We start from the raw sequence: 20,052 nt of genomic DNA on the forward strand, positions 1-20,052 counted from the left end.
CGATCCCGGAAAAGCCCTACAGCTCCGGGGCTCTGGACAGCAGGCCGCCGCCCCACCGGCTCTCGAGGGCCTTCTCGACCGCGGCGCCGACCCGGTAGCAGCGGTCGTCGCCGAGCACCGGGGCCATGATCTGCAGACCGACCGGCAGGCCGTCCTCGTCGGCCAGTCCGCACGGCACGGAGATGGCCGCGTTGCCCGCCAGGTTGCTCGGGATGGTGCACAGGTCGGCCAGGTACATCGCCATGGGGTCGTCGGCGCGCTCGCCGATCGGGAACGCCGTGGTGGGCGTCGTCGGCGAGATGAGCACGTCCACCTGCTGGAAGGCGGCCTCGAAGTCGCGCGCGATGAGCGTGCGGACCTTCTGCGCCTGCCCGTAGTAGGCGTCGTAGTAACCGCTGGACAGCGCGTACGTGCCCAGGATGATGCGGCGCTTGACCTCGGGGCCGAAGCCCTGTGCCCGGGTGAGGGCCATGACCTCCTCGGCGCTGCGGGTGCCGTCGTCGCCGACGCGCAGGCCGTAGCGCATGGCGTCGAAGCGGGCCAGGTTGGAGGAGCACTCCGAGGGGGCGATGAGGTAGTACGCGGGGAGGGCGGTGGTGAACGACGGGCAGGAGACCTCGAAGACCTTCGCGCCCAGCGACTCCAGCAGCTCCACGCTCTCGTGGAAGCGCGCGAGCACGCCCGCCTGGTAGCCGTCGCCGCCGAACTCCTTGACCACGCCGATGCGCAGCCCCGCCACGTCGCCGTTGCGGGCCGCCTCGACGACCGAGGGCACCGGGGCGTCGACGGAGGTGGAGTCCATGACGTCGTGCCCGGAGAACGCCTCGTGCAGCAGCGCCGCGTCGAGCACGTTGCGGGCGAAGGGGCCCGGGGTGTCGAGCGAGCTGGCGAAGGCGATCAGGCCATAGCGGGACGAGCCGCCGTAGGTCGGCTTCATGCCCACGATGCCGGTGACCGCGGCGGGCTGGCGGATCGAGCCACCGGTGTCGGTGCCGGTGGACAGCGGGGCCTCGTACGCGGCGACCGCGGCGGAGGAGCCGCCGGAGGAGCCGCCGGGGATGCGCGACAGGTCCCACGGGTTGTGGGTGGGGCCGTACGCCGAGTTCTCGGTGGAGGAGCCCATCGCGAACTCGTCGAGGTTGGTCTTGCCGAGGATCACCAGCCCGGACTCGCGCAGGCGGCGGGTCACGGTCGCGTCGTACGGCGGCTTCCACCCTTCAAGGATCTTCGATCCGGCCGTGGTCGGCATGTCCCTGGTGGTGAAGACGTCCTTGTGCGCGATCGGCACCCCGGCCAGCGGGCCGAGCTCCTCGCCGGCGGCCCTGCGGGCGTCGACGGCGCGCGCCTGCTCCAGGGTCGTCTCGGCGTCGACGTGCAGGAAGGCGTTCACCTTCGGCTCGACGGCGGCCATCCGGTCGAGGTGGGCCTGGGCGACCTCGACGGCGGAGACCTCGCCGCTCGCGATCAGCGCGCCCAGGTCTGCGGCGGACTTGCGGATGAGGCTCATGCTTCCTCCCCGAGGATGCGCGGGACGCGGAAGCGGCCGTCCTCGACCGCGGGGGCGCCCGACAGCGCCTCTTCCGGCGTCAGACTGGGTCGTACCTCGTCGGGGCGGTAGACGTTGGTGAGCGGGAGCGCGTGCGAGGACGGCGGGATGTCGTCGGCCGCCACCTCGGCGACGCGGGCGACCGCACCGATGATCACATCGAGCTGGGCGGCGAAGTGGTCGAGCTCCTCGTCGGCCAGCGCCAGCCGGGACAGCCGGGCGAGGTGAGCGACCTCGTCGCGGGTTATGGCGGACATGAGTCGTTGAACCCGTTTCGTGGAATGGCAATTGGACACTGTCATCCTATGGCTCGCGACCTGAGGGTCCCGACTCATTAACACTGCCGCAACCAAGCGAAGATCTCTTGTTCCCGGCGGTCAGACCGCCCGGCCCTCCGGACCCGGAGGAAACGGCTCCGGATCTTCCCGGCCCCGAAGCCTGAAGGAGATCGCGGACTTCACCGCGACCGCCGAGGCACATAGGAGCGTACTTCTTAGAAGTACGCTCCTATGTTCACTGGAGATACTATCGCTGGCGATAGTATCTCCAGCAGTAGTATCGCTAGCGATAGTATTGGAGACGCATGGGCGAGTTCATCGGCAGGGAGCATGAGCTGACGGTTCTCGGATCTCTGCTCGACCGTGTCCGGGCGGAGGCGACGACCGGACGTCCCGGGCAGTGCGTGCTGATCCGGGGACGCAGGCGGATCGGCAAATCGGCCCTGGCCGAGGAGTTCATCGGCCGCAGCGGCCTGCCGTCGCTCTTCTACACCTCGGCGCGGGCGGATGCCCAGAGCGAGCTCCACCAGTTCACGGCCGATGTCACGACGTCGGACCTGCCGGGCCGGGACGCTTTCTCCGAGGCGGCGCCCGGCACCTGGAACGGAGCACTGCAGTTGCTGGCGGACACGCTTCCCGATGACAGCCCGTCCATCGTCGTAATCGACGAAGTCCCCTATCTCATGGACCGCGTGGACGCCTTCGAGGGACTGCTCCAGCGCGCCTGGGACCGGTTCCTCAGCCGCAAGCCCGTTCTGCTGATCCTCATCGGATCCGACCTGTCCATGATGGAGGCGCTGAACAGTTATGAGCGCCCCTTCCACCAGCGTGGCACCGAAATGATCGTCGGGCCGCTCAACCCCCGTGAGATCCAGCAGATGCTCCGTCTCACGGCCGCCGACGCGTTCGACGCGGCCCTCGTCACCGGCGGGCTCCCGCTCGTCTGCGGGGAGTGGCCTCGCGGGGCGTCACTCTGGGAATACCTGCACGCCGCGCTGACGAACCCGGTCTCGGCCCTCCTGGTGTCCGCCGAACGCTCCCTCGCGGCCGAGTTCCCCTCCGGCGCCCAAGCGAGCGAGGTGCTGGGGGCCATCGGCAGCGGCGAGCGCACGTTCACCAACATCGCCAGAAGCGCGGGCGGGATCTCGCACAGCACTCTCTCCCGGGCGGCCGAGCTTCTGACCTCCAAAGGGCTCGTGGCCGGTGAGCTGCCGCTGTCCACCCGCCCCTCGAAGGATCGCCGATACCGCGTGACCGACGCCTACCTGCGTTTCTGGCTCCACTTCATCCGGCCGCACATGCCCGAGATCGAGCGCCGCAGGGGTGACCTGACCATGCGGCGGGTCGCCGCGCAGTGGAGCACCTGGCAGGGCCGGGCCGTGGAACCCCTCGTCCGCGAATCGCTGGCCCGGCTGCTCCCCGACGACAGGTTGCCGGTGGCACCCGCGATCGGCTCCTACTGGACCAGGAGCAACGACGTGGAGATCGACATCGTGGGCGCGGACAGGGGGCCGATCGCCCGGCGGCTGTACTTCCTGGGGTCGATCAAGTGGCTGGAGAACGCCTCGTTCGACGATCGCGACCTCGCCGCGCTGGCCAGACACAGGGCGGCCCTGACGGACGAGCTGGTCCCGCTCGTCGCGGTATCGCGCGGCGGGGTCTCCTGCTCCGGCCTCACCGCCGCGTACGGCCCCGACGATCTCATCCGGGCGTGGAACTAGCCGGCGCCGGGATCTACGCCGCCGACAAGGACCGCGACGGTCGCGGGCGGATCAATCCCTCGGCGACCCGCGCGGAGCCGTCCGAGGGCGTGGACGTCTCCGACGCCAGGAGGCCGGAACCCGAGGCCGGGCTAAGCCCTCTGGGGATCGAGGATCTCGGTGTGGCGCAGGAAGCCCAGGTCGTGCGTGGTGAGGGCCCGGTGTTTGCGCAACCATACGGTCGCGTCGGCGGCGGACATGGGTTCGGCGAACAGCCAGCCCTGGCCGAGGTCGCAGCCCATGTCGGCCAGGCGTTTGGCCACCTCCGCCGACTCGACGCCCTCGGCGACCGAGCGCAGGCCGAGGGAGCGGACCAGGTCGACGATGGAGCGGACGATCCGCTCGTCGTCCTTGGACTCGCCCATGCGGCGGACGAACGAGGAGTCGATCTTGACCTCGGCGACCGGAAGGCGCTGCAGGCGGACCAGCGAGGAGTAGCCGGTACCGAAGTCGTCCAGCGCGAGCGGCACCCCCAGCGCGGTCAGGGCCCGGACGGCGCCGTCGGTGTAGGCCTGGTCGGTCATCAGGATGCGCTCGGTGACCTCCAGCTGGATCGCCTTGGGCGGCAGCCGGTAGCGCGCCAGCCCCTCTCCCAGCTGGTCGGAGAGGGCGCAGTCGAGAAGGTCGCGGGCCGAGACGTTGACGGAGATCTGCTCGTGCAGACCGGTGTGCCACCAGTGGGCGGCCTGCTCCAGCGCGGCGTCGATGACGTATCCGGTGAGGTGGCGCATCAGGTACGACTGCTCGGCCATCGGCACGAACTCGCCGGGGGAGATCATTCCCCGCTCCGGGTGGCGCCACCGCAGCAGCGCCTCCACCCCCCGCACCTGCCCTCCGGCCAGGTCGAGCTTGGGCTGGTAGTGCAGCCGCAGCTCGGAGCGGTCGATGGCCCTGCGCAGGTCGCCGAGGAGGTTGATCCGCTCGGGACTGTTCCGGTCCTTGTCGGCGGCGTAGATCTCGACCCCGGTCCTGCCCTCCTTCGCGAGATACATCGCCACGTCCGAGCGCTGCAGGAGCATCTCGAAGTCGGGCGCGTGGTCGGGGTAGATCGCGATGCCGAACGAGGCGTCCAGGTCGAAGCTCATGCCCTCCAGCCGGACCGGCTCGGTGATCGCCACCCGCAGGCGCGCCGCCACCTCCCTGGCCGCCGCGGCGTCCCTGACCGAGGGCAGCAGGACGGCGAACTCGTCGCCGCCGAGCCTGGCCACGACGTCGCCGGGACGGACGCTGTGGGTGAGCCGGTGCGCGACCAGTTGCAGGAGCCGGTCGCCGACCGGGTGCCCGAGGGTGTCGTTGATCTCCTTGAACCGGTCGAGGTCGAGCAGGAACAGGCCGACCCGCTCACCGTCCCGCGCCTCGGCGAGCGCCTCCTCCGTGCTGAGCACGAGCATCTTGCGGTTGGGCAGCCCGGTCAGCACGTCGTGCATCGCCTGGTGGTCGCGGCGGACCGACATGGTGGCGGTGAAGTAGACCGCCAGCATCGGCGCCAGGAACAGCGGCACCAGGGCCGGCGAGTGGTTCATCACCACCACGACGAGCGGGGCCAGGCCGAGCAGCCCGGCGTAGACGAGGCTCTGGTGGCCGATCGTGGTCTTGATCACCCGGTGGATCGACCTGCGCTCGTGCAGCGCCACCGCGCCGGAGACCAGCAGGGCCCTGACCACGAAGTAGGTGAGCCCGGCCAGCCCGATCGCCAGCAGGTCCGAGCCGTCCGGCACCCAGGAGGCCCCCGTGACGGACCGGTCGCCGAACAGCCCGAGCACCAGCCCGGCCGCGGTGCAGGCCAGCGTCACCTGCGCGATGTTGAACATGACCCGGTGGCTCGCCTTGCGGGTGACGGCCCCGTTGACGACCATGGCGACCGCCTGCAGCAGCACGGCGACCGGCAGGCCGTAGTGGAGCAGCGCGGCGAAGGTGAACATGGTCGACGGGTAGGTGCCGCCCACCGTCATCGACGACGACAGCACCACCGGCCGTAGCTCGCCCAGCACGACCAGGGCCGCGAGCATCCAGAACAGCGGGCTGCGGACGAGCTCCGCGGCCCCGGCCACATCTATGCGCAGCAGGGACAGGACGAGGGCGGTGAACCCGATCGTGATGACGGCGGCGAGATAGGCCCACAGGGGCGTTCCCGGTCGCGGTCCGGTGTCGCGAGTGTCGGTTGGGTCGGCCATGAGTAACAAAACCCCCATTAGTTCATTATGGGAGAGTACGGCCTGCGGGCCACTTCGCGGAACCGATTGCGCACGTTCCGTCACGAGCAATTCGCACGTTTTCAAGACACAGCACTTCGAGACACCGGTGAGACGACCCCTACTCCTCGGGTCTCACCGTCATCTCCGACGCCGCCTCGGGCCCCTCCGCCAGCAGAACCCGCAGGCCGGCCTCGTCGAGGATCGGCACGCCGAGCTTGACCGCCTTGTCGAACTTGGAACCGGCGTTCTCCCCCACCACCACGAAGGAGGTCTTCTTCGACACCGACGCCGAGACCTTGCCGCCCCGGCCGGCGAGGGCCTCGCCCGCCTCGTCGCGGGTGAAGTCGGCGAGCGTGCCGGTCACCACGAAGGTCAGGCCGGCCAGGGTCTGCGGGAGCTGGTCGGCCGGGGGGTCGTCGACCATCCGGACCCCGGCGGCCGCCCACCGGTCGACGATCTCCCGATGCCAGTCGACCGTAAACCAGTCGTGGATCGCCGCGGCCACGCGCGGTCCGACGCCCTCGACGGCGGCCAGCTCCTCCTCGGAGGCCTTCGCGATCGCGGGGATCGAGCGGAACTCGTCGGCGATCGCCTGGGCCGTCGGTGGGCCGACGTGCCGGATGGAGAGCGCGACGAGCACCCGCCAGACCGGCTGGTCCTTGGCCTTCTCCAGCTGCTCCAGCATCTTCTCGGCGTTCTTGCTCGGCTCGCCGCTCTGGTTGGCGAAGAAGGTGACGACCTTCTGCTCGCCGCTCTCCGGATCGGTCTTCGGCAGGCCGGTGTCGGGGTCGCGGACCACCGACCTGATCGGCAGCAGCTGCTCCATCGTCAGGTCGAACAGGTCCGCCTCGGTGCGGACCGGCGGCTCCTGCGGCGGCAGCGGCTGGGTCAGCGCGGTGGCCGCCACGTAGCCCAGCCCCTCGATGTCGAACGCCCTGCGCCCGGCCGCGAAGAAGATGCGCTCGCGGAGCTGGGCGGGGCACGCCCTGGTGTTGGGGCAGCGCAGGTCGGCGTCGCCCTCCTTCTCGTACGCCAGCTCGGTGTCGCACTCCGGGCAGCGCTCCGGCATCACGAACTCGCGCTCGGTGCCGTCGCGCAGGTCGGCGACCGGGCCGACGATCTCGGGAATGACGTCGCCCGCCTTGCGCAGCACCACGGTGTCGCCGATCAGCACGCCCTTGCGCGCCACCTCGGAGGCGTTGTGCAGGGTGGCCCTCTCGACCGTCGAGCCCGCCACGACGATCGGCTCCATCACGCCGTACGGCGTGACCCGGCCGGTGCGGCCCACCGCGACCTGGATGTCGTGGAGCTTGGTGTTGACCTCCTCCGGCGGGTATTTGTAGGCGATCGCCCAGCGCGGGGCCCGGCTGGTGGAGCCCAGGTTGTTCTGCAGCTCGATGCGGTCGACCTTGACCACGACGCCGTCGATCTCGTAGGCCGGGTCGTGGCGGTGCTCGCGGTAGAACTCGATGAAGTCGTTGATGCCGTCGAGGTCGTCGACGACCTTGTAGAGGTCGCTGACCGGCAGGCCGAACCCCTTCAGCCGCTCGTAGACCTCCGACTGGGTGCGGGGCGCGGTGGCGCCCTCCCACCTGCCGACCCCGTGAACGATCATGTACAGCGGCCGCTGCGCGGTGACGCGCGGGTCCTTCTGCCGCAGGGAGCCCGCGGCGGAGTTGCGCGGGTTGGCGAACGGCGCCTTGCCCGCCTCGACCAGCTGCTCGTTGAGCTTCTCGAACTCCTCGACGGGAATGTAGACCTCGCCCCTGACCTCCACCACGTCGGGCACGTCGTCGCCGGTCAGGCGGTGCGGGACGTTGGCGATCGTGCGGACGTTGGCCGTCACGTCGTCGCCGACGCGGCCGTCGCCCCTGGTCGCACCCCTGGTCAGGCGGCCCTTCTCGTAGAGCAGCGCGATCGCCAGGCCGTCGATCTTCAGCTCGCACAGGTAGGGCGCGGGGTCGCGCTCGGCCAGCCGCTCGGCCCTCGCCTGCCAGGAGGCGAGGTCGTCGGCGTTGAAGGCGTTGTCGAGGCTCTCCATCCGCTGCAGGTGCTTGACCGGGGTGAAGTCGCTGGAGATCGGCGCGCCGATCTTCTGGGTGGGCGAGTCGGGCGTGCGGAGGGTCGGACTCTCCTCCTCCAGCTCGCGCAGCTCGCGCATCCACCCGTCGTACTGGGCGTCGCTCACGGTGGGCGAGTCGAGGACGTGGTAACGCCAGTTGGCCTCCTCGACCAGCTCGGTCAGCTCCGCGTGCCGCTCCAGCGCCGACACCGGCACACCTTCGACCTCAGCGCCCATCGCCCGTCTCTCCCATCGTCGTGGCCCAGGACAAACGTATCTTCGAGCACCGACAATGTGATCCCGCCATTGCTCCGAGTTGGGCAAGCCCTCGCCGCTCCCGTACGGCACCGGCCCCACGCGGTACGAGCACCGCGTGGGGGTCGTAGGTGATCACTCGCCGGGGTCGTCCTGCAGGACGCGGGCGGCCTTGCGGCAGGTGGCCAGGGCCGTCCTGGCGTAGGCGGGCGAGGCGCCGGCCAGGCCGCAGGCGGGGGTGAGCACGACCTGCGAGGCCAGGGTCGAGGCGGGGAAGCCGAGGCGGCGCCAGAGCCCGACGGCGGGCTCGGCGACCACGTCGACGTCCGGGAGCCTGGTGTCCGCTCCCGGCACGACACCGAGGAACAGGGCGGTACCGGCCTCGACGGTCTCGCCGATCGCGTCCTCGTCGCGCCTCCTCATGAGGTGGGCGTCCAGCGAGACGCCTCCCACGCCCGCCGTGCGCAGCACCCCGAAGGGCACCCCGGGGGCGCAGCAGTGCACGACCGTGAACGTCCCCTCGGGGAGCACCGCCCCGAGCCGGTCGGCGACGATCTGGCGGTCGACGGCGGCGAGCCGCCCGAAGCCCGAGGCGGTCGGCACCGTGCCCATGAGGACGCCAGGCAGCCCCGGCTCGTCGATCTGGACCACGATCCGCGAGGCGCCGGGCACCCTGCGGCGCACGTCGGCGACGTGCGCGGCGAGCCCCTCGGTCAGGGAGTCCACCAGGTCGCGCACCGCGCCCGGATCGGCGAGCGTCTTGTCGCCGTACCGGAGCTCGATCGCCCCCGCCAGCGTCCACGGCCCGCACACCTGGATCTTGAAGGGCCCCTCGTACCCCTGGGCCACCTCCTCCAGCCCGTCGAGGTCGCGGACGAGATGGTCGCGGGCGCGCTTGAAGTCGCGGCCCGGCCTGTCGGCGAACCGCCAGCCCGACGGCTGCACCTCGACGGGCAGCTCCAGCAGGAGTGACGCGGTGCGCCCGATCATGTCGGCGCCGACGCCGCGGGCGGGAAGCTCGGGCAGGTACGGCAGCGCGGGCGACTCGCCGAAGGCGACCCTGACCGCCTCCGCGTGGTCCTCCCCCGGATGCGACCCGATGCCGGTCGCGGTCGCCTCGCCCCATGGGTACTGGCTCAAGCCTGCTCCTGGTCTCACATCGGTTCGCGTCGGTTCGCGTCGGTTCGCGTCGGGACGTGGGCGGGACCCACCGGCGCCTGTCCGGCTCGCCCGCCCACGCCAGCTTATGACCGCCGGGTCGCGCCTCCGTCCGGGAGAATCCCGCCGCGCCGTGACGGCACGCGATCAAGCTGAGTAGGGTGCTGCCCGGTATTCACCCGTTTCTGGGGTCTTCTCGCTCCGGAGGCGTCTCGGCGTGGGGGCCGTTTCGCTCGGGGACCGTTTGTTCCGGGTCGTTCTGGGGGCGTTTCGTGATCGGTCGGATGCTCGTCACGGTGCTGGTGCTCGCGGCGATCGCGGCACCACCGGCCGTGGCCAAGGTGGAGGCGCGAGCGGAGACGGGCTCGGGGACCTCGGGAACCGTCTCGACGGTGAACGCGGGAAGCGCGGGAAGCGCCTCGACGGTGAAGGCGGGCGCAGCGGGGACGGGCACAGCGCCGGTCAGGTGCAATCCCGGGCGCGGCACGACCAGCATCGGGGAGTCCTGGGCCCAGCGGCGGCTCAGCCTCCCCGAGGTGTGGGAGCTGACCAAGGGGGCCGGGGTGACCGTCGCGGTCGTCGACAGCGGGGTGGACACCACGCACCCCCAGCTGAGAAGGACCCGGTCGATCGACCTGACCGCCACCGGAGCCCGCGACTGCCTCGGCCACGGTACGGCGGTGGCGGGCATCATCGCGGCGGCCGAGATGAAGGGGGTGCCCTTCACCGGGGTCGCGCCGCAGGCGAGGTTGATCTCCATCAAGCAGACCTCGGACGGCACCGGCGACGTGGGCCGGCTGGCCCTGGCCATCGTGCGGGCCGTCGAGCTGGGCGCCGACGTGATCAACGTGTCGGTCGAGGCGCGCGACCATGCCGACCTGCGCGACGCGGTCACCTACGCCCTCGCCATGGACGCGGTCGTGGTGGCCGCGGCCGGCAACGTGCAGAAGGAGGACGGCACCCCCGGGCCCGCCTACCCGGCCGCCTACGAGGGGGTCCTCTCGGTCGGGGCCGCCGGTCCCGACGGGGCGAGGGCCGACTCGTCCAACGCCGTAACCCCCGTCTCCGTCCTGGCCCCCGGCCGGAACGTCACGAGCACCTGGGCCGGGCGGGCCTACCGGGAGAACCTGGAGGGCACCAGCTTCGCCGCCCCGTACGTGGCCGGGGTGGTCGCGCTGGTCCGCGCCCGCCACCCGGGGCTGGACAACGTGCGGGTACGGCGGCGCGTCGAGCTGACCGCCAACGGCGGCTCGGGGGCGGGCACCGGGGCGGGAATGGTCAACCCGCTGCTGGCGGTCTCGGCGATCCTGCCGTCCGAGCAGGTGGCGCTCGCGCCGCGCCAGGCGGCCCCGCTGCCGGGGAACGCGGTGCGGCCGGCGCCTCCCGAGGATTCCCGGGCCATCTCGATCTCGCTCTGGGTCGCGCTGGGATCGCTCGTCGTGGGCGTCCTGGTCACCGTGGCGGGCGTCGCCGTCCCGATGGGGCGCCGGAGGGGCTGGCGGCCCGGCTCTACCGAGAACCAAACATGACAAACGTATTAAAAACACGATCTAGTGCGTCAAATTTGGTTGGATGGTGCCCGATTAGCTTAAAGCGGCTTTATTGACAGCTGTGCTGGAAGGAATGCAATGGGGTATTTGCACCCATTACTGCCTGAAGATCCTAAGCGTATCGGTGTGTACATCCTGGCCGGCCGGCTCGACCCGGATCCAGGACACGCCGTCTACCTGGGACATCTTCCCGACGACGACACCATCCGCGTCATCCGCCTCCTGGCCGCCGAGCCGGAGGCCCCCGACCCCCGGGTGCGGGAGCGGATCACGAACGAGCTGCACGCCGCCAAGCGCGCCTCCGGGGCGCACACCGCCAGGCTGCTGGAGGTCGGCTGGTTCGACGACCGCCCGTACGTGGTCCGCGAGCACGTCGAGGGACCCACGCTGCGGCAGGCGGTCGCCGAGGGCGGGCCGCTCACCGGTGACGCGCTGGAGCGGTTCGCCGTCGGCACGCTCACCGCGCTGACCGCCCTCCACCTGTCCGGCCTCGCCCACGGGTCGCTCACCCCGGACACCGTGCTGCTCGGCCCGGGCGGTCCCCGCGTCTTCGACATCGGGCTCGACCCCGTCACGGGCGAGCGGGAGCCGGACTACCGCGCTCCCGAGCACATCCGCGAGGAAGTCGCCTCCTCCACCCCCGCCGTCCCCTCGGCGCCGGAGGCGAGCAGGCCCGCGGACCTCTTCGCCTGGGCGGCCACGGTCGTCTACGCCGCGACCGGGCGGCCGCCCTTCGGCGGCCGGCCGGAGAGGGTCCTGGAAGGCCCCGCCGACCTGACCGGCCTGCCCGCGGAGCTCCGGCCCGTCCTCGTCTCCTGCCTGGACAAGCGATCGCAGGAGCGCCCGGACGCCAAGGCCGCCATGCTGCGCCTGCTCGGTGATCCCGAGGCGCCGGACGCGCCGGCTCCCCTCCCCGGCGCCGCCGCCGATCCCGCGCCCCTTCCCCTCCCCGGCCTCGTCTCCGGTACCGGAACGGACATCGGGGCGGGTGGCGGCGTGGAGGCGCGGCCGGGTAAGGACGTCACGGGGGCCACGCGCGGGGACGGCTCCCCGCCGGACGGGAACGCCCCCGGCGCGGCCGTACCGCGACAGGCGGAGCCCGCGACGTCGGTCTGGGGAGCCCCGCAGCTTCCCCGAGGCGCGTCCCCCGCTCCCGAAACCCCGGCCCCGGCGCCCGCGAAGGCCGCCGGGAACCGTCCGAGGACGGGCAACTTCTCGATGGCGCTGGCCGCCTGCGTCGGCGTGATCGTCCTGCTCTCCGGACTGGGGCTGTGGGCCGCCGGGCGGTACACCGCCCTGAGCGAGCTGGAGCGGGCCTCCGCCAACGGCGCGATGCCCGAGGTCTCGCTCGGGCTGGCGGACCAGTCACGGGACGAGCCGCAGGGGCAGGACCCGGTGCAGAACACCGGGGACGACCCCTCGGGCAAGGTGACCGTGCCCTGGGGGACGACGCCCGACCCCCAGGTCGCGGAGGTGGGGCCGCTGCAGCTGCCCAGCGACGCCCCCACCGGCCTGCCCCAGGTCCCGACCATCGGCGCGTACACCAGCACTCCGGTGCCGGTGCCGACGGCGCCGCTCACCACGGTTCCGACCGCGCCCGCGGTGCCGACGCCCACGGCCGGGGTACCCTCCGCCGCGGCGTCGTCCACGTCGGCGGTCCAGCCGACGCCGACGCCGTCCCCGTCCCCGTCCCTGACCGTCGAGCCCGAGCAGCCTCCGACCGGGACGCCGACCCCGGTCCCGAGCCCCACCCCCACCCCGGGCCCGCCGGGCACCCCGGGGCCGACTCCGACCCCCACGCCGACCCTGCCCCAGGGAACTCCCGGCCTGACTCCCACCCCGACTCCGGTCAGACCGTCCGTCAAGCCCACGCAGACGGTCAGGCCCACGCAGACGGTCAGACCCACGCAGACGAGCAGGCCCACGCAGACGGTCAGACCCACGCAGACGAGCAAGCCCACGCAGACGGTCAGACCCACGCAGACGAGCAAGCCGACAGTGCGGCCCACCACGCCCAGGCCGACGTTCGCGCGGCCCTCGTCGTCCCCGCCGCCGGTACAGCGCACCAACCCCTACACCCCGGAGAAGGTCTGCGGGCTGAACTACTCGGTGCAGCGACAGGTCCCGTTCAAGGGCGGCACCGTCTACCAGCTCTTCAACAGAGTCACGAAGAACACCTGCGTGGTCACCATGAAGAGCGCGGACGTGGGTGTCGCGTCCCCGCTCTGGGCCACCCTCGAGGTGCAGGGTGGTCCGTCCAAGAGCGACCGCGGCAACTACGAGTACTACGCGGGCCCGGTCGTCCTGTCGGCCCAGGGCAAGTGCGTGCGCTTCAACGGTGGCAGCCCCAGCGGTTCCTCCTCCATCGACTGGGGGAGTTGCAAGTAATGCGCGGCGATCGGGAGAGCGTGCCGGGCATGTCCGGCGGGCCGTAATCACCGACCGGTGATCCGGAGACGGACCGGCTTCTCGCGGTGATCGAGGAGCAGACGACCCGGATGGAGGAGGTCGGCCAGAGCCTGGCCGAGGCCAGGGGGCGCGGCGAGTCGGCCGGCGGCCACGTGTCGGTGGAGGTACTGGCCAGCGGCGCGCTGGCGGCTCTCCGCATCGACCCGCGCGCCCTCCGCCTGGGCTCCGAGGCCCTCGCGGAGGCGATCCTGGAGGCCTCGGGCGAGGCCACCAGGGACGCGGCCGAGCAGACCGGCGCGTTGCTGAACTCGCTCCTGGAGGACTCCTTCAGGAGCTGACCGCCGGCCGGTTCACCGGCCGGCCCCGACGACGGGGTCCGGCCCCGGGCAAAGGCCCGGGGCCGGACTTCCGGAGGTACGGGAAAGGGGTACGGGAAGTGCGCCGCCCCGGTCAGGCAGGCGGCTTGGCCGTGCGGGAGCCGTGCACGATGATCTTGGAGATCCACTGCTCCCAGGTGGGGAGGGCGGGATCTCCCTGGAGGGTGTTGTCCGCCACGGTGTACATCCCCGAGCCGACCAGCCGGGACATCAGGTTGCCCGCCGCATCGCTGGGAAACGCCTTGCCCCAGGGGCCGATCTTGGTCAGGTCGTAGGCGCCGTTGAAGGCCATGTTGCTGGCGAAGCCCCGGCCGAACTGCTTGAAGTTCTCGCCCGCGCCGGTGACGTCGTTGCCGGTGAGGTCCTTCTTGACCCCGGCGAGCTCGAAGATGCTCCACTGGAGCGCCTGCTGGCCGCCCGCGTAGGCCAGGCTGTCGCCAAGGTAGTAGAACGAGTTATAGATGATCTTCTCGACGCTGATCTTGAAGATCTTCATCTGCAGGATCGCGCGGCCCTTGAGGAACCTGTCCATGATCTGCTTCTGCACGGCCGCCCCGATGCCCGCGGTGGCCCAGACCCAGGCCACCGTGTAGACCATGTTCACTTCTCGGGCTCGGGCTGGGCGACGAACGCGGTCTGGATGAGACGCACGCCGTTCCTCCGGTCGGAGAGATAGGCGCGTCCCGGCGGCAGCGCGTGCGGGCGCACCCCGAACAGCACGCCCTCGTCTTTGTGGCCCGACATCATGACGGCCGGGGTGGCCATGTCCTTGAGCCGCTGGAGCACCGGGTCGAACATGGCCCGTCCCGCGCCGCCCATCGCGCGGGCCAGCACCAGGTGCAGGCCGATGTCGCGGGCCTGGGGCAGCAGGTCGAGCAGCGCGCCGAGCGGGTTGGCGCCCGAGGCCACCACGTCGTAGTCGTCGACCACGATGTAGATGTCCGCCCCCTTCCACCAGCCGCGCGACCGCAGTTCCTCGGGCGAGAGGTTCCCCGGGGGGAGCCTCTTGATCAGTGACTCCCTGATCTCGCCGATGAACTCGGTGGCGGCGGTCGAGGAGGCCGCGTACCCGATGCGGTGCTCGGTGTAGGCGGCGTCCAGCAGCGAGCGGCGGTAGTCGATGACGACGAGGCGTGCCTGCGAGGGCTCGTGGCGGGCCACGACGCCCTCGGCCACCAGGCGCAGCAGGTTGGACTTGCCGCTCTCGTTGTCGCCGATGATGACCAGGTGGGGATCGGCGTCGAAGTCGGCGAGCACCGGCGAGAGGGTGCTCTCGTCGATGCCCAGCGGGATGCGCGCGCCGGTCTCCTCGGGGCCCGGCAGGCTCTCCGGCGCGAGGACGGCGGGCAGCAGCCGCACCCTGGGGGCGGGCGGGCCCTGCCAGGCGGTGGCGACGGACTCGACCATCGCCCGCGTGGCGACGGCTAGGTCGTCGCTCTGGTCGCCGCCGTCGACGCGGGGCAGCGCGCTCAGGAAGTGCAGGCCGTCGCGGGTCAGGCCGCGCCCCGGCACGCCCTCGGGAACCGCCATCGCGGTCCTGCGGTTCACCTCGGACTCGTAGGCGTCGCCCAGCCTCAGCTCCACCCGGGAGCCGAACAGGTCGCGGATGGACGGCCGGAACTCCGACCACTTGTTGGTCGCCGCGACCACGTGGATGCCGTAGCTGAGGCCGCGGGCGGCCAGCTCGGTGATCGTGGGCTCCAGCGACTCGAACTCCTGGCGGACCGTGAGCCAGCCGTCGACCACGAGGAAGACGTCCCCGAAGCCGCCGGGGTCCACGGTCCCCGCGGCGATCTGGCGCCGGTAGGTGGTGATCGAGTCGATGCCCCGCTCGGCGAACTCGCGCTCTCGCCGCGCGAGCAGCGTGGTGACCTCGGCGACGGTACGGCGGACCCTGTCGGTGTCCAGCCGGTTGGCCACCCCGCCGACGTGCGGCAGGCCCTCCAGCGAGGCGAGGGCGCCGCCGCCGAAGTCCAGGCAGTAGAACTGCACCTCGGCGGGGGTGTGGGTGAGGGCGAGACCGGCGATCAGCGTGCGCAGCACGGTGCTCTTGCCGCTCTGCGGGCCGCCGGCCACGGCCAGGTGCCCGGCGGCGCCCGACAGGTCGAGCCAGTACGGGTCGCGCCGCTGCTCGAAGGGACGGTCGACGACGCCGAGCAGCGCGTGCAGCCCCCCGCGTCCCTGCCAGTGCGCGGTCGTCAGCCCGTGCTGCGGGGTGACGGACAGGGGCGGCAGGAGCTGGTCCAGCGAGGGCGGCTCGGCCAGCGGCGGCAGCCAGATCCGGTGCGCGGGCGGGCCCTGCCCGCCCAGCCTGCGGACCACGACGTCGAGCAGCGTGTCGCGCCCCGCGCTGACGGTCTCCGGCTCCTCCTCGGGCTCTGCCTGGACGGGAGGCGCGATGTAGGCGGGACCGTACGGGACGATCTGCCGCCCCTCGGCCCGCTCGTGCCGCACGACCCGCCGCTCGGGGGTGTAGGGCCCGGAGACGTACGCGGCCTTGAAGCGGACCATGCCGGTGGTGTCGAACTTCAGGAAGGCGTTGCCCGGCGCCGAGGGCAGCTCGTAGGCGTCGGTCACGCCGAGCACCACCCGGCTCTCCATCGCCGAGAAGGTCCGCAGGCCGATCCGGTACGACAGGTGGGTGTCCAGGCCGCGCAACCTGCCCTCCTCCAGCCGCTGCGAGGCCAGCAGCAGGTGCACCCCCAGGGACCTGCCGAGACGGCCGATCATCACGAAGAGCTCGATGAACTCGGGCTTGGCCGACAGCAGCTCGCTGAACTCGTCCAGCACCACGAAGAGGGTGGGCATCGGGCGCAGGTCGGCCCCCTGTTCCCTGGCCTGCTCGTAGTCGCGCAACGAGGCGTAGTTCCCGGCGGCGCGGAGCAGCTCCTGGCGCCGTACCATCTCGCCGTGCAGGGCGGCGTGCATGCGGTCGACCAGCGGCAGCTCGTCGGCGAGGTTGGTGATGACGGCCGAGACGTGCGGCAGGGAGTCCATGCCCAGGAAGGTCGCGCCGCCCTTGAAGTCGACGAGCACGAAGTTCAGGACCTCCGACGAGTGCGCGACGGCGAGCCCGAGCACCAGCGTGCGCAGCAGCTCGCTCTTGCCGGAGCCGGTGGCGCCGATGACCAGGCCGTGCGGGCCCATGCCGCCCTGCGCCGACTCCTTGATGTCCAGCTCGACCGGGCGCCCGTCGGTCCCGACGCCGATCGGCACCCGCAGCCGGTTGCGCGGCGCCCTGGGACGCCAGAGCAGCGCCGGGTCCAGCCCCGCGGCGTCGCCAAGCCCCAGCAGCTCGGCCAGCGTGGTGTCGGCGGCGAGCGCGTCACCGCCCCCGGCTCCGGCCGGGGAGCCGCGCAGCGGGGCCAGCCGCCTGGCGAGCCCGTCGGCCTGCAGGTACGAGAACCGGTCGGGCCTGCCGAGCGGCGTGACGACCTCCTTGCCCGCCTGGTCGGTGGTGACCCGGCTGAACAGGTCCTCGGTGACGCGCAGCCTGAGCATCGTCTTCTCGCCCGCCGGGGTGGTGGTCCCGTCGAGGTCGATGAGGGTGACCCCCTCGATCGCGTCGGCGCCCAGCGGGGAGTCCTGCGGGACGTGCCCGCCGTCGATGATCACGACGTGGTACGGGAGCGCCTCGGCGGAGACACCCGGCTTGAACCGGGCCCGGTTCTTGAAGTCGGCGCCCAGCAGCCGGTCGAGCTCGCCCAGGTCGTCGGTCATGAGGCGGACGGGCCCCGCGGCGTCGGCCTCGTGCGGGTGCAGGGCGTGCGGGAGCCACTTGATCCACTCCCAGTGGGCCATCCACTCCTTGGACGCGCACACCGCGATCCTGAGCTCGTCCGGCGAGTGGAAGACGGCCAGCTGGCCGACGAGCGCCCTGACCATGTCGCGGACGGCCGACTCCGGGCCGGTGGGCCTGATCCTGGCGAAGGAGTGCAGGGAGATGGCGATGGGCAGGTCCGCCACCGTCGAATGGGCGCGGACGAAGCGGCGCAGCGCCCCGGCGGACATGGCGTCCAGGTCCTCGACCGGCTTGGACTCCGGCGGTATGAGCTGGACGGCCAGGCGCTGGGAGCCGGTGCCTACCCGGACGGCGCCGAAGTCGGCGTCCGAGGGCCGCCGCTCCCACAGGCGGGCGCTCAGCGCGATCGCCCAGAGGGCGTCGGGGTCGGGGCCGTTCCAGTTGAGCGCCTCGCGCTGCCTGGCCGCCGCGCGCCTGACCTTGGCGCGGGTCTGGGACAGGTAGCGGAAGTAGTCGCGGCGCAGGCCGTTGAGCCGCTGCTTGCGCTCCCCGCCCGCCCGGCCCATCTGGCCGACGGTCATGCCGACCATGGAGAGCGCGAACATGCCGCTGGCCACGTACATGATCGGGTTCCCGCCGCCGCCACCGGCGAACATCAGCCCCATCGCGGCGCCGCCGGCCACCATCGGCAGGTACATGAGCACCTGCGTGAACCCCGCCGAGGTGGTCTCCGGGATCTCGGGCGGCGACTCCAGGAGGATCTCACCGCGCGGCGCCGCCGGAGGTGGACGCCGCTCGGGACGCCGGACGACCACGATGCCCACTTCGCCCCCGATGTGAGTTAAGCAAATATTGTCCAGTCCGGAGTACCGTAGCGAAACCGTCCCCCGGGTTCGACGGAATCTTCGAGAACGCCTCGGGACCGATACCGGGTGATCGCGGAGGTGGATCCCCGCGCCCCGCTGACCGGATGAGCGCCGGGTGATCGCGCGGTGAACGCCATGCACGTCGGACCGGATGAGCGCCGGGTGATCGCGCGGTGAACGCCATGCACCTCGGACCGGATGAGCGCCGGGTGATCGCGCGGTGAACGCCATGCACCTCGGACCGGATGAGCGCCGGGTGATCGCGCGGTGAACGCCATGCACCTCGGACCGGATGAGCGCCGGGTGATCGCGCGGTGAACGCCATGCACCTCGGACCGGATGAGCGCCGGGTGATCGCGCGGTGAACACCGTGCGCCTCGCGACCCCGACGGGTGCCGGGTGATCGCGGGGGTGGCTACCATGCGCCCTGTGAACCAGGTGACCGCAATCCCCCTGTGCCGCATCACCGTCGTCACCCCGCGCCGCCGGGTCGACCTGGCGGTGCCCGCGGACCTCCCCCTCTCCCACCTGCTGCCCGATCTGCTCGCCGCCACCGGCGAGAGCGCCGAGCAGATCGCGCCCGCCGGCGGCTGGGGGCTCCAGCGGATCGGCGCGGCCCCCATGCCCTCGGGCGCGAGCCTGTCCGAGCTGGGCATCAGGGACGGCGAGGTCCTCTACCTGCTTCCCCTCTCGTCCCAGCTGCCCGAGGCGATCTTCGACGACGTCGCCGACACCGTGGCGACCGGCGTCAAGGAGCGGAGCGGCCGCTGGGGGGCCGCGCACACCAGGGGCGTGGGGCTGGGCACCGCGGCGCTGTCGATGGTCGCCGCGTTCGCGGTGCTCGTGGCGAGCGGGCCGCCCTGGGGGCCGGTCGTCGCCTTCGCCGGGGCGTGCGCGATCCTCGCCGTCGTGGCGAGCGCCGTGCTCTCCAGGGCCGTGGGCGACGGCCGGGCCGGTGCGACCATCGGCTACACCGCGCTGCCGCACGCCTTCCTGGCCGGGGCCTGCGTACCGGCTCCCCCCGCCGGTCCCGCCGTGTTCGGGGCGCCCAACCTGCTGGCCGGGTTCGCGGTGACCGCGCTGGTCGCCACCGTGACCGGCTGGGTCGTCGCCGAGGGACTGCCCAACTTCTTCGGCGTCGGGCTGGCCGCGGTGATCGGGACGATCTGCTCGGCGGTCGTCATGTTCACCGGGGCGCCCGCCGCCGGGGTGGCCGCGCTGGCCGCCGCGGTGACCCTGGCCTGCGCCCCCCTCATCCCGACGACGTCTTTCCGGCTGGCGCGGCTCCCGCTGCCCACGCTGCCCGCCAACGCCGAGGAACTGCGCGGCGACACCGACGACATCGACGGCGCGGACATCCGGCGGCGCGCGACGGAGGCCGAGCGGTTCGCGACCGGCCTGACCGCGGGCGTCGCCCTGGTGGCGCTGGGCACGCTGCCGGTCCTGCTCACCGCGAGCGGGTGGACCGCCCCCGCGACCCTGGTCACGCTCTCGCTGGCGCTGCTGATGCGCGCCCGCGTCTTCCAGGGGACCGGTCAGCGCCTCTGGTTGCTCGGCTCGGGACTGGCCGGGCTGCTGGCGCTGACCCTGGGCGTGGCGTTCACCGTGCCCGACTCGGCCTTCGCGGTGACGATCGGCCTGGTGTGCGCGGCGGCGCTGGCGGGCGGGATGGCGCTGTTCCTCCCGCAGCGGCGCCCCTCCCCGTTCTGGGGACGCGCGGGGGACATCGTGGAGTTCTGCCTGATCCTGGCCCTGCTCCCGCTCGCGCTCGGGGTGATGGACGTGTACGCGGCCGTCAGGGGCCTGTCGGGCTGACCGGGGTCCCCCGGTCAGGAGCCCGTGCCGTCCGGGTCC

Annotated in this window: 12 protein-coding genes; 5 read left to right on the forward strand and 7 right to left on the reverse strand. The window is 72.1% G+C overall.

The genetic code is table 11. The annotated features are described in order from the left end of the window. Positions 1-16: 16 nt before the first annotated feature. Both gatA and gatC read right to left on the reverse strand, forming a co-directional pair. Positions 17-1,507: an Asp-tRNA(Asn)/Glu-tRNA(Gln) amidotransferase subunit GatA gene (gatA, locus tag ACTOQ2_RS21485; RefSeq protein ID WP_440069143.1), complete on the reverse strand. Its 1,491-nt coding sequence runs from the start codon at positions 1,505-1,507 to the stop codon at positions 17-19. After that, positions 1,504-1,803 carry an Asp-tRNA(Asn)/Glu-tRNA(Gln) amidotransferase subunit GatC gene (gatC, locus tag ACTOQ2_RS21490; protein WP_329085297.1) on the reverse strand — a complete coding sequence of 100 codons (300 nt, stop codon included), beginning with the start codon at positions 1,801-1,803 and terminating at the stop codon, positions 1,504-1,506. Before gatC ends, gatA begins: the two co-directional genes overlap by 4 nt. Positions 1,804-2,129: 326 nt before the next feature. Between gatC and ACTOQ2_RS21495 the strand changes: the two genes are divergently transcribed. Continuing rightward, positions 2,130-3,545, forward strand: coding sequence for an ATP-binding protein (locus tag ACTOQ2_RS21495; RefSeq protein ID WP_440101642.1), 1,416 nt, complete (start codon positions 2,130-2,132; stop codon positions 3,543-3,545). A 131-nt stretch (positions 3,546-3,676) separates the two neighbouring features. Here ACTOQ2_RS21495 and ACTOQ2_RS21500 read toward each other — a convergent pair whose 3' ends face one another. The 3 genes from ACTOQ2_RS21500 to ACTOQ2_RS21510 all read right to left on the reverse strand — a co-directional run bounded on the left by ACTOQ2_RS21500 (position 3,677) and on the right by ACTOQ2_RS21510 (position 9,236). Further along, positions 3,677-5,758, reverse strand: a complete 2,082-nt coding sequence (locus tag ACTOQ2_RS21500) for a putative bifunctional diguanylate cyclase/phosphodiesterase (RefSeq protein ID WP_440101644.1) — start codon at positions 5,756-5,758, stop codon at positions 3,677-3,679. A gap of 139 nt (positions 5,759-5,897) precedes the next feature. After that, positions 5,898-8,078, reverse strand: a complete 2,181-nt coding sequence (gene ligA / locus ACTOQ2_RS21505) for an NAD-dependent DNA ligase LigA (RefSeq protein WP_440101646.1) — start codon at positions 8,076-8,078, stop codon at positions 5,898-5,900. Positions 8,079-8,231: 153 nt separating this feature from the next. Then, positions 8,232-9,236 carry a methionine synthase gene (locus ACTOQ2_RS21510; protein WP_440069147.1) on the reverse strand — a complete coding sequence of 335 codons (1,005 nt, stop codon included), beginning with the start codon at positions 9,234-9,236 and terminating at the stop codon, positions 8,232-8,234. Positions 9,237-9,526: 290 nt separating this feature from the next. On the opposite strand from ACTOQ2_RS21510, the gene ACTOQ2_RS21515 reads away from it, so the two are divergent. The 3 genes from ACTOQ2_RS21515 to ACTOQ2_RS21525 all read left to right on the forward strand — a co-directional run bounded on the left by ACTOQ2_RS21515 (position 9,527) and on the right by ACTOQ2_RS21525 (position 13,551). Further along, complete coding sequence (locus ACTOQ2_RS21515) at positions 9,527-10,783, forward strand: S8 family serine peptidase (protein ID WP_440101648.1); 1,257 nt, start codon at positions 9,527-9,529, stop codon at positions 10,781-10,783. A 147-nt stretch (positions 10,784-10,930) separates the two neighbouring features. Further along, the gene (locus ACTOQ2_RS21520; RefSeq protein ID WP_440101650.1) at positions 10,931-13,192 is read left to right on the forward strand and encodes a protein kinase domain-containing protein; all 2,262 of its coding nucleotides are present in this window, start codon (positions 10,931-10,933) and stop codon (positions 13,190-13,192) included. A gap of 86 nt (positions 13,193-13,278) precedes the next feature. Then, entirely contained in the window at positions 13,279-13,551 is a 273-nt protein-coding gene (locus ACTOQ2_RS21525; RefSeq protein ID WP_440101652.1) for a YbaB/EbfC family nucleoid-associated protein, read from the forward strand. A gap of 112 nt (positions 13,552-13,663) precedes the next feature. On the opposite strand, the gene ACTOQ2_RS21530 is transcribed toward ACTOQ2_RS21525, so the two are convergent. Together ACTOQ2_RS21530 and eccCa are read right to left on the reverse strand one after the other, a co-directional pair. Further along, entirely contained in the window at positions 13,664-14,188 is a 525-nt protein-coding gene (locus ACTOQ2_RS21530; RefSeq protein ID WP_440101654.1) for a hypothetical protein, read from the reverse strand. A gap of 2 nt (positions 14,189-14,190) precedes the next feature. Beyond that, positions 14,191-18,156: a type VII secretion protein EccCa gene (gene eccCa, locus ACTOQ2_RS21535; RefSeq protein WP_440101656.1), complete on the reverse strand. Its 3,966-nt coding sequence runs from the start codon at positions 18,154-18,156 to the stop codon at positions 14,191-14,193. Positions 18,157-18,627: 471 nt separating this feature from the next. Here eccCa and eccD point away from each other — a divergent pair, with 471 nt between their 5' ends. Then, a complete protein-coding gene (gene eccD, locus ACTOQ2_RS21540; RefSeq protein ID WP_440101658.1) occupies positions 18,628-20,013 on the forward strand; it encodes a type VII secretion integral membrane protein EccD in 1,386 nt (461 codons plus the stop codon). The last annotated feature ends 39 nt before the right edge of the window (positions 20,014-20,052 follow it).

This window comes from Streptosporangium sp. H16 (assembly GCF_051918855.1).
Classification (GTDB): domain Bacteria; phylum Actinomycetota; class Actinomycetes; order Streptosporangiales; family Streptosporangiaceae; genus Streptosporangium.

Bases quoted from the DNA above. Each gene is read 5' to 3' on its own strand.
- ACTOQ2_RS21495 (WP_440101642.1), top strand. From the start codon at position 2,130: ATGGGCGAGTTCATCGGCAGGGAGCATGAGCTGACGGTTCTCGGATCT.
- gatA (WP_440069143.1), bottom strand. From the start codon at position 1,507: ATGAGCCTCATCCGCAAGTCCGCCGCAGACCTGGGCGCGCTGATCGCG.
- ACTOQ2_RS21500 (WP_440101644.1), bottom strand. From the start codon at position 5,758: ATGGCCGACCCAACCGACACTCGCGACACCGGACCGCGACCGGGAACG.
- ACTOQ2_RS21530 (WP_440101654.1), bottom strand. From the start codon at position 14,188: ATGGTCTACACGGTGGCCTGGGTCTGGGCCACCGCGGGCATCGGGGCG.
- ligA (WP_440101646.1), bottom strand. From the start codon at position 8,078: ATGGGCGCTGAGGTCGAAGGTGTGCCGGTGTCGGCGCTGGAGCGGCAC.
- gatC (WP_329085297.1), bottom strand. From the start codon at position 1,803: ATGTCCGCCATAACCCGCGACGAGGTCGCTCACCTCGCCCGGCTGTCC.